Genomic DNA, 12,861 nt, shown 5'->3' on the forward strand with positions numbered 1-12,861 from the left:
ATTTCCCAAAAAATTTTAAATTCATAGAGGATTGGTATGAATTATGTCGAAAATATAGTTTAGCTAACATCCGATTATGTAATTCGAGATACATTTGTAAGATAACTTTTCTGAATATTGTCACTTTTTATCGAGGGGAGTTTCAATGAAAAAAACTACATCTACACTATTAAGTATGGCGCTCGTCTTTTCCAGTTTTGGAGCTTTAAGCGCACATGCTGAATCACTGCAAAAAGAGAAGCAATTTAGTCCACAACTAAAAACAACGATTGAACAGTGGGGAGAAAACAAAATTGCACAAAATGTTGAAACAAAAACATCAAAAGAAATTTCTGTCATTGTAGAATTGCAACATGCTCCACTCGCTTCACAAAGTAACATTCAGCATGCTCCAGATTTACAAAATAATCATGCACAGTCTTATCATGCCCAGCTTAAAAAAGCACAAGAAGATACGACTAAGAAAATAAAAGAAAAAGCACCTAGTGCAAAAATTAAAGAGGTGTATAATACGTTATTTTCCGGATTCTCTATTTCAGTTCCTGGAGATCAAATTACCGCTCTTGCTTCTTTACCCGAAGTAAAAGCAGTCTATCCGAACTTAACATATAAATTACATGAAACATCAAAAAGCGCTACTAATGAAGAAGCGTGGAATTTAAAAGACCCATCTGGTAAACCGCTTGATGGAAAAGGTATGAAAGTAGCAATTATCGACTCTGGTGTAGACTATACACATCCCGACTTAAAAGCAAATTATATCGGTGGATATGACACAGTTGATGAAGATAACGATCCAATGGATGGTAACGTACATGGTACTCATGTAGCTGGAATTATTGCTGGTAACGGAAAAATTAAAGGTGGTGCTCCAAATGCTTCTATTCTAGCCTATCGTGTAATGAATGATAGTGGCACTGGTACAACAGAAGATATTATTCAAGGGATTGAGCGCGCTATTCAAGATGGTGCTGATGTGTTAAATCTATCACTCGGTCAAGATTTAAATGTCCCTGATCAACCTGTAACAATGACGTTAGAACGTGCAGCAAAACTTGGTGTTACTGCAGTCGTTTCAAATGGAAATGATGGACCAAAGCCTTGGTCTGTTGATGCACCTGGAAATGCAAGCAGCGTTATATCAGTTGGAGCATCTACTGTTTCTATCCCGTTTCCAACGTTCCAAGTAGCTGGTTCCAGCAAAACATATCAAGGGTTACCGTTATCAAAGTCCGATTTCCCAATAGGAAATGATTCCCCTCTTGTATACGTTAGCTATGGTAATCCAAGTGATTATGCAAAACAAGATGTGAAAGGGAAATTTGCACTTGTTTTACAAGGTACTTCTAGTACGTTAGTAAAAGCAGAACAAGCGAAACAAGCTGGTGCAGTTGGTGTACTATTAATTTCTAATGAAAAAGAAATCAATATTATGCCTGAATACTTTGCACGAGAAAATCTAGCTCTTCCAGTTATGCAATTATCAAATGCAAATGGCGGAGAGTTGAAAAACTTAATTACAAAGCGCAAGAAAAATATAAAAATTGGACAGCCAGTTCCAACTGAATTAATTGGTAACTTTAGTTCTAGAGGACCATCACAAGGTAGTTGGCTTATAAAACCAGATATCGTTGCACCAGGAGTACAAATTACGAGTACTGTACCTAGAGGTGGCTATGAGTCTCACAACGGAACCAGTATGGCTGCACCTCAAGTAGCTGGAGCGGTTGCCCTCTTGCGTCAAATGCATCCTGATTGGACGACAGAGCAATTAAAAGCATCGCTTGCCAATACCGCAAAAACTTTAAAAGATGTGAATGAAAATACATATCCTGTTATGGCACAAGGATCTGGTTTAATTAACATTCCGAAAGCAGCTCAAACAGATGCGTTAGTGAAACCAAACAACGTAAGTTTCGGTCTTATTAAACCGAATAGCGGCAAAGTAAAACTAACACAAAATATTACGTTACAAAATCTTTCTAGCAAAAAGAAAAACTTTTCAACTCGTGTTGAATTATTAGATACAAAAACAAAAATCCAGACTTCTTTCCCTTCTTCAATTAGTTTAAAAGCAAATAGTAACATCGAAAAACCTTTTACTATTACTGTAGATAGTTCCTTACCACAAGGAGTATATACAGGAAATTTGTATGTAAAAGAACAAGGGAAAACGGAAGAAATGCGTATTCCATTTACATTTAGCATCGATCCAAAAGAATACAAGTGTATTGACGGCCTTGAAATCATTAATTCTACTTTCAGTCCAAATAATGACAAAATACTAGATGACAACCTAATCAATTACTATTTAGTTACACCAGTTGAGGACATAGCGTTTCATGCTAATTTAATTACGAAAGACCGTGTGACATATCAAGGCATGGTATATCAAGGTAAAAACGAAACACCTGGCTATAAATCTTTCAAATGGAATGGTACAAGAGCAGACGGATCTCAGTTGCCTGATGGCTTATACCAAATCGAAGCTGTTGCTTCTAACTCTGGTGGAGAAACAAAGCAAACAGGAGCTGTATTTATCGATCGAACAGCACCTAAGTTAACTTATGAAATTGATCAAGAAAATCTTATTATTAGAGGAAACGTTGATGATATTCTACTAGATTGGATGACAGAATCTGGTTGGATTGCACCTGGTATTCCAGTGAGAATACAATATGAGATTAACGGAAATGGTGTATGGGAGAGTGCATTCTTAAATACGTGGGAGAAAAACTACGGAATCTATTTTGATCGTAATCAATTACAACAAGGAAAAAATACAATTCATATCGTTGCAACAGATGCAGCTGGAAATACATCTAATTTAAATGTTGATTTAGATGTGAAATAAAGTGAAACTTTAATCAGTGGGGGTTTCTTCATCCCCCACTGATTATCAGCCCTCACCAATCGGGCTTTTATGGGCAGCCCGACCCCCACCTAACTTCTTTGCTTTCGCTGAATTTTGAGGTGAGGGTCTTACTGCCCATTAAAGCGGGATAAAAAATTATTGTTGACAATTTTTTTAATATAGTTTTATAATACAAAACATAGTTTAGTTGAACGAATTATATATCGGCTTTGAAGGAATACCAGTAGCGACTTATATCCCTGTCTCAGAGAACTGATGGTTGGTGCAAATCAGTACATATACAAGCGTGAATTACAATTCTGGAGCTTCTTTCCCGTAATGCTTTTTATGCATGAAGAGAAAGACGGATCTTTCCGTTATCTTAAAGTGAGTGGTAAACAATTACTTGTTTACAAATAGGGTGGTACCGCGATTTTTATCGTCCCTATCGGATTTCCCGATAGGGACTTTTTTGCGTCCATCCTTTTACATAACTTCATAATATACGCGTTGAAAGAATCGCAGTAGTATCTTATATCCCTGTTACAGAGAGCTAATGGTCGGTGGAAATTAGCACATATATAAGTATGAATTACAATTCTGGAGCTTCTTTTTCGTAGTGCTTATAGGCATGAAGGAAAAGACGGAGTTTTTCCGTTATCATTAATTGAGATGTAAGTATAATTTCACTTACAAATAGGGTGGTACCGCGATTCTTTCGCCCCTATCGGATTTTCCGATGGGGGCTTTTTCTATTTCTCACAGAAACAAATGTTAAATAATTCCGAATCTTATGATAAAATTTTATAAGCGCTTACAATTTTGAAAGGGGGTGATACAAGCTATACGAAACCGATACTTAATTTTATTTAAAAAAAGGAGGATGTCTAAATGACAAAGAAAACAGAAATTCCATCGCATTTAAAACCATTCGTATCCACACAGCACTACGATCAATACACACCGGTGAATCACGCTGTGTGGCGTTACATTATGAGACAAAATCATAGTTTCTTAAAAGACGTTGCTCATCCAGCCTATGTGAACGGATTACAATCATCTGGTATTAATATAGATGCAATTCCAAAGGTAGAAGAAATGAATGAGTGTTTGGCACCAAGCGGCTGGGGTGCTGTAACGATTGACGGCCTTATTCCTGGCGTAGCCTTCTTCGATTTTCAAGGACACGGATTATTACCAATTGCAACAGATATTCGCAAAGTAGAAAATATCGAGTATACACCAGCTCCAGATATTGTACACGAAGCAGCAGGACACGCACCTATTTTACTTGATCCTACATATGCAAAATATGTGAAACGATTTGGACAAATTGGTGCAAAAGCTTTCTCTACAAAAGAAGAACATGATGCATTCGAAGCTGTTCGTACATTAACAATTGTAAAAGAAAGCCCTACTTCTACTCCAGATGAAGTTACAGCTGCTGAAAATAATGTACTTGAAAAACAAAAGTTAGTTTCTGGCTTATCAGAAGCAGAACAAATTTCACGTCTTTTCTGGTGGACAGTGGAATACGGATTAATCGGAAATATAGATGCTCCAAAAATATATGGTGCTGGTCTCCTTTCTTCTGTTGGCGAAAGCAAACATTGCTTAACAGACGCTGTAGAAAAGGTTCCATTCTCTATCGAGGCATGTACAAGTACAACTTATGACGTAACAAAAATGCAACCACAACTATTTGTTTGTGAATCATTTGAAGAATTAACAGAAGCACTTGAGAAATTCTCTGAAACGATGGCCTTTAAAACAGGTGGTAAAGAAGGATTAGAAAAAGCAATTCGCTCTGAAAATCATGCAACTGCTGAGTTAAATAGCGGGTTACAAATTACAGGTACATTTACCGAGACAATTGAAAACGATGCAGGTGAATTAATTTACATGCGAACGAGTTCGCCAACAGCATTAGCAATTCACAATAAACAGCTAGCGAATCATTCTACGTCTGTACACAGTGACGGGTTTGGAACACCAATTGGATTACTCACTGAAAATATTGCATTAGAAAATTGTACAGATGAACAATTACAATCATTAGGAATTACAATTGGAAATAAAGCAGCCTTTACTTTTGCAAGTGGTATTCATGTAAAAGGAACAGTAACAGATATTGTAAAAAACGATAAAAAAATTGCCCTTATTTCCTTTATCAATTGCACAGTTACTTATAACGACCGCGTTTTATTTGATGCTTCATGGGGCGCATTTGATATGGCTGTTGGTTCAACAATTACTTCGGTATTCCCAGGTGCCGCAGATGCTGCAGCATTTTTCCCAATGGATGAAGAAATTCAAGAAATTCCTGCTCCACTTGTACTGAATGAACTTGAACGTATGTATCAAACAGTTCGTGATATCCGAAATGAAGGTATTTTACACGACGCACATATCGAGCAATTAGTGGCAATTCAAGAGGTCTTAAACAAATTTTATGCGAAAGAATGGTTACTTCGCCTTGAAATATTAGAATTGCTTTTAGAACATAACAAAGGGCACGAAACATCAGCAGCATTATTACAACAACTTTCTACTTTCACAACTGATGAAGCTGTAACACGTCTTATTAACAATGGTCTTACGCTACTTCCAGTAAAGGATGTGAAAAATGATGCTACGATTAACTGAAGAGGAAGTTCAAGAAGAATTATTGAGGTTAGATAAATGGGTAGTAAAAGATGAAAAATGGATTGAAAGAAAATATATGTTTTCCGACTACTTAAAAGGAGTCGAATTTGTCTCTGAAGCCGCCAAACTATCAGAAGAACATAATCACCACCCATTTATCCTTATCCAGTATAAAGCAGTCATTATTACTTTGTCATCTTGGAATGCAAAAGGTTTAACGAAACTCGATTTTGAGCTTGCGAAGCAATTTGATGAACTATTTATCCAAAATGAAAAAGCTATTATAAGAAAGTAAAAAAAGAGAAGCCTTTTTTAGGCTTCTCCTTTAATTTTGAAATGGATACAATGTCCAAATGGATCCTCTACTTGTAATATTCCATCTTTGTACGTAGCAATCTTGCCAATATTTTTTAAACTTTCACATACTTGCTCTTTTTGTTTTTCATTTGCTAATACAATTGTGAAATATTTCAAGCCAACAGAATTTGGCATTTGCGGTAGTATCCCTTCACCTTGCCACGTATTTAAACCGATATGGTGATGGTAGCCACCTGCCGATACAAAGAGCGCCCCATTACGGGCTGGGATCGTTACTTCAAAGCCAAGACCATCCACATAGAAACGTTTCGCTTCTTCCAAATCAGCTACATGGAAATGAATATGTCCCATCACAGTACCAGCTGGAAACCCACTCCATGTACTTCCTTGTTGCAATAATTCTTCACCAGCTAACGGGTTACTAACAAATGGTAGCTCTCCATTCTCATCACGCCAAACTTCTTTTTGACGATCATGATAAATTTCAATCCCGTTTCCATCTGGATCAGCTAAATAAAGGGCCTCACTAAAGTAATGGTCAGCTCCGCCGTGCAGTGGATAAACCATTTCTACAAGATGACGAAGGATATTCGCTAAATCCTGTCTGCTCGGTAATAAAATTGCGTAATGATATAAACCCGTTCTCCCTCTTTGCTTTGGTAAGGCTTCCTTCTTTTCTTCAATGATAAGGAGTGGTTCGTTATTTTCATTCCCAAATGTAACGACCATTTCATCTTCTTTTAGTACTTTCATACTTAGTACTTCTGTATAAAACTCTAGTGATTTCTTTATATTTGATACATATAAATGAACAACATCAAGTGTTGTATCGGGATGAAGTTGAAAACTCATCTTGTTAGCCTCCCATGTAAATTAGTTCTTCTTTGACATTTTCTCTTTTAAGAAATTATCTACAAAACCATCCGCTTTCGCAACAAATAAGTACGCACCCATTGCTAACAATGCAAGCTCTAATTCGAAGCCAGGATTTTTTCCATCTCCTAATAAACCAGCTGACCATTTTACTTTTACAATTGCTCCAACCATAACTAGTGCAAATAATAATCCAATATATCTTACACCTAAACCTAGAATTAATAATAGACCGCCAACTAATTCAACTGTTGCTACACCGTATGCAAGTCCTCCTGGTAAACCAATGCTTGTGAACCACCCTGCAATATTGTCAATCCCCGATTGGAATTTTGTTAAACCGTGCATAAAGAACGTTATCCCTAACACGATACGAATAATTAAGTTACCAATATGTTGATTCATTTCTTTCTCTCCTTTATAGTTTCCTTATACGAAACTTTTATTTACATTACAAAACATACACTAATTTTTTTTATTCGTCAATTCATTTTCACTGGGAAAATATATATTTTTTTTGCTATGATACAAATAGTTGTTTATAAAAAGGAGCTTGATTTTATGAATATTGGTTCTGCAATACGTGAAATCCGTCAGCGTAGAGGCATAACAATCGCACAAATTTGTGAGGGAACAGGTCTTTCTAAAGGGTTTATGAGTCAGGTTGAAAATAATAAAACATCACCATCTATCTCAACTTTAGAAACGATCTCCAATTTTTTAAACGTTCCTCTTCCCTATTTATTGTTAGAACAAAAAGATCGATTGAAAGTTGTGAAAAAGGTAGAGCGTAAATATAGTGTATACGGAAAAGATGAACAAAGAATTGAACATGTTGCAGAGCAAGGTGGCCTTCGCTTAAATCTCGTAGAAATCCCTGCTGGGTTTCCGAAAGAAAACACACCAAATGCCCATGAAGGGGAAGAATGTCACCTTGTATTACGCGGAAAACTAGAAGTTCAACATGGAGAAGATATTGCAATTGTAGAAGAAGGGGATTCTTTCTCCTGGAATGCATGTGTTCCTCATATCGTTCGTAATATAGGAGAAGAAACTGCATTATTACTCATCTCTAGTCATGCAGAAAATCGAAAACGTGTTTATTAAATAAAAAAGAAGCCTGTAAATCAGGCTTCTTTTTTATCCCCTTATAACTCCATAGCTTGTCCCAACTAGTACAGTCTTTTCGTGTTGATTGCGATAAACTGACTCAATTGAAACCTTTTTGTATCCTTCCATCTGTTCAATATTTGTTAAAGTTAATTCACAAGTGATCGTATCTCCTGTAAAAACTGGTCTAATAAACTCACTTACTAATTCTCTTGCTATGTAATGTAATTCTTCGCCTACTTTCGTTCCAATACTAGCAGTCAATAAACCATGAACCATTAAACGTCCATTTTCATCATATTCCATATGATGCCTACCTTTATCTCCTGTAATATTTGCAAATTCAAAAACTTCTTCCTCAGTAAATCTTCTTTCATATTTAAATACATCCCCAACTTTTATACTCATTTTTATCCCCCTAATAATAAACAGAATTTTCTTTCATTTTATCATAAAATGAGTCTCAATTCATTTTCTATTATAAAAAGAATGAAAAATACTTATAGCTGTACTATTTTTTGCTTTTCGCTCCTTTACCGATGCCCATCTCTTTTTGCAGCTTGGTATCCATAGTACGCACATGTTCCATTTCTCGATAACTCTCTCACCTCAAAACCACAACTTCTATAAAAATCAAAATTACTCGCAGAAGTATGCGCAAACCAGTCACCATGTGGCAATTTTTGCAAACAAAGAGCGACAAGTTTCTTACCTAATCCCTTCCCTCTATATTCACATTTCACAACTAAATTTACTATGTTCGCGACCATGATTCCATCCGAAATGACTCTAACCATCGCAATCATCTCTTCTTCATCCCAAATTGTGAATGCCCATGTTGAATTTTCAAATGCTATCGTGAATTTTTCAATTTGCCAAGAAGGGATATTATCATTGCTCCAACCGGCATCTTCGAATAAAGTCTTAATTGCATATGCAGGTACACCATTCGTTCCCTCACGAATAATAAGTCCATTATGATAAATGTACATGTAATCCCCCCTTTATTTTTATATACCATTCTTCAAAAGATGCCATTCACCTTTTTTCATCCAACGCGCTTAATGGAATAAACGAGAACATCCATCCCATGAAATGAAGTTGTTTTCTCATAACTAAGTCCTGTTTTTCTAGCAACAAAGATGGAGGCGGGGTGATCCGGATTAATAAGAGAAATTAATTTATTCATTCGTAACGCTTGGAAGCCATAATCTCGAAATGCCGCCGCTGCTTCTTTCGCATACCCTTTTCCCCAATACTGAGGTAGTAACCAATACCCAATTTCAATTTCCTCTTTTCCATCTATTTGCTGCTTTACTAATCCTGCATGACCAATTCGTATTCCCGTTTCCTTTTCAATCAATACAAATAAACCGAGACCGTTTTTATAGCTAGGAATCACCCACTCTTCCAAACTTTTTTTACACTGCATATATGTTTTTAACGTCCCATTTCCAATATAGCGCATTACCTTCTCATTTCCCCATAATGAAGCGTAGAACTGTAAATCATCCATTGTATATTTGCGAATTTGTAAACGATCTGTATGAAACATCTCTGCACTCCTTCCCACGAATTTGTACTTACCTACACGATCATGTTTTGGATATATACTAAATGTTACTATCTATTATAAAGGAACTAAATAAGAAATACAGAATATTCAATCTCTAAAGAATTTAAAAAAGGCAGTAGACAAATATTGTCTACTGCATCCATATCATAACTAGCATAAAGAAAACTACAATTGAGGGGGGGGTAGGATTTTCAAATACACTAGGTACTTATCCCGTTCTAACGGGCGGTAAACTTTCCAATTATATGAAAGTGAAAAGTTTACCGCACATAAGAACTTTGGCGGTCATTAAGAAAGCACCGTTAAGTAGTCAAATACACACTGTGCTTTTTCTCCGCCCATTCGTGCATGTTGAAGAAGAGAAATACCATGGGGGCCAGATGCACGTAATGCTTCTGGTTGTGCTACTAAAATAGCTTGTACAACTTCTAATTCTCCAAGCATAGCGGCCGCGAAAATATCCATTCGAGCACCCTTTTCTAGTAAATAGAGAACAATATCTTTACGACCTACATGCGCCGCTGCTCCTAACGCACTTTCCCAATCTGAGCCGCCCCAATTGTAAGAGGCATGAAGTAAACTTGGCGATTCAGCTAACAGTTCTTGTACTTTTTCTAAATCTCCGTGAGCTGCCATAACAAATTCCCTTACTAACTCAGTGGTAATACATTCTTCTGTTCGCATCTTGCTCCTCCTTTTTTAGAAATTCGTTTTGGTGTAAAAAATGGCTTGTCGCTTTCTTGAAAAATATCTACATCTATGCCAAATACATGCTGAAACATTTCATGACATAACACTTCTTCTGGTATACCGTCATACTGAAGCTGCCCTCGCTTTAATACGAGTAAACGATCACTATATTGAGCCGCTTGGTTAATATCATGTAAAACCATTACAATTGTCATGCCAAATTCCTCATTTAATCGTTTCACAAGTTCCATTACTTCCAACTGATGAACGATATCTAAAAAAGTTGTTGGCTCATCCAATAATAAGACGTTCGTACGTTGTGCTAGCGTCATTGCAATCCAAGCACGTTGTCTTTCTCCTCCCGATAAAGATTGTAAAAGACGATATTCATACCCTTCAAGATTTGTAACAGACAATGCCCAATCAACAATTTCTTCATCCTCTTTATTTAAACGATCTCTCCATGATTTATGAGGGCCTCTTCCAAATTCAATTAATTCTCTCACTGTTAAATCTAATTGATGATCATGCATTTGTGGTAACATCGCTAATTGCTTCGCTACATCAGCACTTTTCATCGTATGAATACTTTTTCCATCTAAAACGATATCTCCTTCGCTTTGTTTAAGTAGTCTTGCCATTAAACGAAGCAAAGTAGATTTCCCCGATCCATTCGGTCCAATTAAACTAACGACCTCTCCAGCTTTAATATGTACATTCATATTTTGCATTTGAAATCTTTCAGAATGTGCGTAAAACACTTTATTAACGGAAATCACGCTGTTTTCCCCCTCTATGAATTAAATATAAGAAGAACGGACCACCTAAGAAGGATAGTAAAATACCGACAGGTAATTCAATTGGATCGAACCAACTTCGAGCTATCGCATCTGCGAAAACAAGTAATATACCTCCGCCAAGGCATGATAATGGCAGTAAATATTTATAGTCATTTCCAACCAATAAACGTAACATATGTGGTACGACAAGGCCGACAAATCCAATAAGACCAGAAACACTAACTGCTATTCCAGCTAATAATGTGCTTACTACTATTAAATAAAAACGGCTTCTCTCCACGTTATGACCTAATAATTTCGCCATTTCATCCCCAAGCATTAATACTCGAATATGCTTAATACCAAAGAAAGCCAATACAATAGCGAATATTGCATAATAAATAATCATGTTTAAATGTGCCCAACTCACGCCACCAATGCCACCCGCTAACCACGGTAATACGGATTGTACTTTGTCACTATGTAATAACATTAATGCTGACGTCGCTGCACCAATTAATGCATTAATTGACACACCTACTAAGACAATTCTTGAAGGTGGTGCCCCTTTTTGCCATGATAAAGCATAAATGATCATCGCCGTTATGAAAGCTCCTAAAAACGCACCGAGTGGTAAAAACGCCATATGCTGAGGGAATAAAATCATAATTACAATTGCGACAAGGCCTGCTCCAGATGACACCCCGATGATACCAGGGTCTGCAAGAGGATTTCTCATCACCCCTTGCAGCAGTGCGCCAGATGCAGCTAAACATGTTCCTACTATAAATCCAACGAGCACTCTTGGTATACGAAGGTCCCATACAATTCGATGAACTGTCGAACCTTCATCTTGTATCCCTGTTACAATATCTCGTAAGGAAAAGGATAAGCTTCCTGCGAAAAGGCCGTAAAAAAGACCTAAAATCGTTAATAGCACTAAACTAACTGCTATGATCCATCTTTTTTTCGCAAAAGGATGTTCCTTTTCCCTTACTACTTCACTACTTTCCATACTTATCATTTCCTTACATCTTGTATACTTTTATACATAAAGTCCATCGCTTCTGTAACTTTTGTTCCAGGATTTGATCCAAATAAGTCTGGTGGCAAAATAACTACGCGATTTTGTTTTACTGCATCTAAATTTTTCCACGCTTCATTTTTCATCATTTCGCCTTCAAATGCTTTTTTAACGCTATTTGGATCTCCATGTGTAATTAAATAAATCACATCAGGATTCGCCTCAATAATGCGTTCTACACTTAGCTGTGCATATTGCGGATATTCCTTCATTTCTGGAAAATCAGCTGCAATATTTTTCCCACCTGTTTTTTCTAAAATATCACCTGATAAAGAGGTTGGTAATGCTGCTAAATAAGTACCAGGTGCTCCATACACTAGCAATGCTTTCACATCACTCTTTTTCTCATATGTCTTCATTTGATTCGTAATTTTTTGGTTAAGTTCTTTCGCTTTATCTTCTTTCTTCATTATCGTTCCGTATAGTTCAATATTCTTTTGAATATCTTGTACAGAATTCGCAGAAGAAATCATTACTTTCGTTCCTTGCCCTTCAACCGTTGGAACATTCTTTTGGAACCCATTATTAGCAATAAGTACATCGGGCTTTAAGCTAGCAATTTGCTCAAAATTCGGCTGATGTGCATTCCCGATTACTTGTACTTTCTTTATATCCTCTGGAAGAGTTATTTTTGCATCCGGACGACCCACTATTTTTCCGCCTAAAGCATGAATAATATTCATGTCTCCCATACTTAATGTTGCAAAACTCTCTGGCACTTTATCGAATGTTACCTTTCTTCCTGACAGGTCGGTAACTTCTATTTTCTCTTTTCCTTTTTCTGTTTTTGTTGCCGCTGCTTTTTCGTCTCCTTCTGCACTGCAACCTATTAATAAGAAAAAAACAGATAAAATCGCTGTAAATAGCGTAATAGATTTTTTCATTCTTCCACCTCTAATTGATAATGATAATCATTAACTACTATTCTACT

The 12,861-nt window shown here is 36.6% G+C and carries 13 protein-coding genes and 2 other annotated features; of the genes, 4 read left to right on the forward strand and 9 right to left on the reverse strand.

What is annotated here, in order from left to right:
- Positions 1-145 precede the first annotated feature (145 nt).
- From EKQ63_RS23345 to EKQ63_RS23355, 3 genes are all read left to right on the forward strand, one after another.
- On the forward strand, positions 146-2,854 hold the full coding sequence (locus tag EKQ63_RS23345) for a S8 family serine peptidase (protein WP_143881552.1): 2,709 nt from the start codon (positions 146-148) through the stop codon (positions 2,852-2,854).
- A gap of 221 nt (positions 2,855-3,075) precedes the next feature.
- Positions 3,076-3,304 (forward strand) — a binding site (T-box leader).
- 51 nt (positions 3,305-3,355) lie between these two features.
- Positions 3,356-3,583: a binding site (T-box leader), on the forward strand.
- Between the two features lie 162 nt (positions 3,584-3,745).
- Positions 3,746-5,500 carry an aromatic amino acid hydroxylase gene (locus tag EKQ63_RS23350; RefSeq protein ID WP_143881553.1) on the forward strand — a complete coding sequence of 585 codons (1,755 nt, stop codon included), beginning with the start codon at positions 3,746-3,748 and terminating at the stop codon, positions 5,498-5,500.
- Positions 5,481-5,795, forward strand: a complete 315-nt coding sequence (locus EKQ63_RS23355) for a 4a-hydroxytetrahydrobiopterin dehydratase (protein WP_000979544.1) — start codon at positions 5,481-5,483, stop codon at positions 5,793-5,795. Before EKQ63_RS23350 ends, EKQ63_RS23355 begins: the two co-directional genes overlap by 20 nt.
- A 17-nt stretch (positions 5,796-5,812) precedes the next feature.
- On the opposite strand, the gene EKQ63_RS23360 is transcribed toward EKQ63_RS23355, so the two are convergent.
- Together EKQ63_RS23360 and EKQ63_RS23365 are read right to left on the reverse strand one after the other, a co-directional pair.
- Positions 5,813-6,670 (reverse strand): VOC family protein, encoded by an 858-nt coding sequence (locus EKQ63_RS23360; RefSeq protein ID WP_000009829.1) that lies wholly within the window; start codon positions 6,668-6,670, stop codon positions 5,813-5,815.
- Between the two features lie 21 nt (positions 6,671-6,691).
- The gene (locus tag EKQ63_RS23365) at positions 6,692-7,096 is read right to left on the reverse strand and encodes a DoxX family protein (RefSeq protein ID WP_087954246.1); all 405 of its coding nucleotides are present in this window, start codon (positions 7,094-7,096) and stop codon (positions 6,692-6,694) included.
- Positions 7,097-7,252: 156 nt separating this feature from the next.
- Here EKQ63_RS23365 and EKQ63_RS23370 point away from each other — a divergent pair, with 156 nt between their 5' ends.
- Entirely contained in the window at positions 7,253-7,798 is a 546-nt protein-coding gene (locus tag EKQ63_RS23370) for a helix-turn-helix domain-containing protein (RefSeq protein ID WP_001020700.1), read from the forward strand.
- A 33-nt stretch (positions 7,799-7,831) separates the two neighbouring features.
- Here the strand turns inward: EKQ63_RS23370 and EKQ63_RS23375 are convergent, their stop codons facing one another.
- From EKQ63_RS23375 to EKQ63_RS23405, 7 genes are all read right to left on the reverse strand, one after another.
- Positions 7,832-8,209: a hotdog family protein gene (locus tag EKQ63_RS23375; RefSeq protein ID WP_000025009.1), complete on the reverse strand. Its 378-nt coding sequence runs from the start codon at positions 8,207-8,209 to the stop codon at positions 7,832-7,834.
- Between the two features lie 125 nt (positions 8,210-8,334).
- Positions 8,335-8,793, reverse strand: a complete 459-nt coding sequence (locus tag EKQ63_RS23380; RefSeq protein ID WP_000276115.1) for a GNAT family N-acetyltransferase — start codon at positions 8,791-8,793, stop codon at positions 8,335-8,337.
- A 56-nt stretch (positions 8,794-8,849) separates the two neighbouring features.
- Positions 8,850-9,356, reverse strand: coding sequence for a GNAT family N-acetyltransferase (locus EKQ63_RS23385; RefSeq protein ID WP_000469127.1), 507 nt, complete (start codon positions 9,354-9,356; stop codon positions 8,850-8,852).
- A 309-nt stretch (positions 9,357-9,665) separates the two neighbouring features.
- Positions 9,666-10,061 (reverse strand): ankyrin repeat domain-containing protein, encoded by a 396-nt coding sequence (locus tag EKQ63_RS23390; RefSeq protein ID WP_087954244.1) that lies wholly within the window; start codon positions 10,059-10,061, stop codon positions 9,666-9,668.
- Entirely contained in the window at positions 10,028-10,846 is an 819-nt protein-coding gene (locus EKQ63_RS23395; RefSeq protein WP_087995429.1) for an ABC transporter ATP-binding protein, read from the reverse strand. The genes EKQ63_RS23390 and EKQ63_RS23395 overlap by 34 nt, the downstream gene beginning before the upstream one ends.
- Positions 10,833-11,861 (reverse strand): FecCD family ABC transporter permease, encoded by a 1,029-nt coding sequence (locus EKQ63_RS23400; protein WP_001993171.1) that lies wholly within the window; start codon positions 11,859-11,861, stop codon positions 10,833-10,835. Before EKQ63_RS23400 ends, EKQ63_RS23395 begins: the two co-directional genes overlap by 14 nt.
- A 5-nt stretch (positions 11,862-11,866) precedes the next feature.
- Positions 11,867-12,814 (reverse strand): helical backbone metal receptor, encoded by a 948-nt coding sequence (locus EKQ63_RS23405; RefSeq protein ID WP_087995430.1) that lies wholly within the window; start codon positions 12,812-12,814, stop codon positions 11,867-11,869.
- Between the last annotated feature and the right edge of the window lie 47 nt (positions 12,815-12,861).

Source organism: Bacillus sp. BD59S, from assembly GCF_007363175.1.
Lineage (GTDB): Bacteria > Bacillota > Bacilli > Bacillales > Bacillaceae_G > Bacillus_A > Bacillus_A pacificus.

Coding starts and splice junctions, on each gene's coding strand:
- EKQ63_RS23375 (WP_000025009.1), bottom strand. CDS start 8,209: ATGAGTATAAAAGTTGGGGATGTATTTAAATATGAAAGAAGATTTACT.
- EKQ63_RS23385 (WP_000469127.1), bottom strand. CDS start 9,356: ATGTTTCATACAGATCGTTTACAAATTCGCAAATATACAATGGATGAT.
- EKQ63_RS23365 (WP_087954246.1), bottom strand. CDS start 7,096: ATGAATCAACATATTGGTAACTTAATTATTCGTATCGTGTTAGGGATA.
- EKQ63_RS23345 (WP_143881552.1), top strand. CDS start 146: ATGAAAAAAACTACATCTACACTATTAAGTATGGCGCTCGTCTTTTCC.
- EKQ63_RS23360 (WP_000009829.1), bottom strand. CDS start 6,670: ATGAGTTTTCAACTTCATCCCGATACAACACTTGATGTTGTTCATTTA.
- EKQ63_RS23350 (WP_143881553.1), top strand. CDS start 3,746: ATGACAAAGAAAACAGAAATTCCATCGCATTTAAAACCATTCGTATCC.
- EKQ63_RS23400 (WP_001993171.1), bottom strand. CDS start 11,861: ATGGAAAGTAGTGAAGTAGTAAGGGAAAAGGAACATCCTTTTGCGAAA.
- EKQ63_RS23355 (WP_000979544.1), top strand. CDS start 5,481: ATGATGCTACGATTAACTGAAGAGGAAGTTCAAGAAGAATTATTGAGG.
- EKQ63_RS23405 (WP_087995430.1), bottom strand. CDS start 12,814: ATGAAAAAATCTATTACGCTATTTACAGCGATTTTATCTGTTTTTTTC.
- EKQ63_RS23390 (WP_087954244.1), bottom strand. CDS start 10,061: ATGCGAACAGAAGAATGTATTACCACTGAGTTAGTAAGGGAATTTGTT.
- EKQ63_RS23380 (WP_000276115.1), bottom strand. CDS start 8,793: ATGTACATTTATCATAATGGACTTATTATTCGTGAGGGAACGAATGGT.
- EKQ63_RS23370 (WP_001020700.1), top strand. CDS start 7,253: ATGAATATTGGTTCTGCAATACGTGAAATCCGTCAGCGTAGAGGCATA.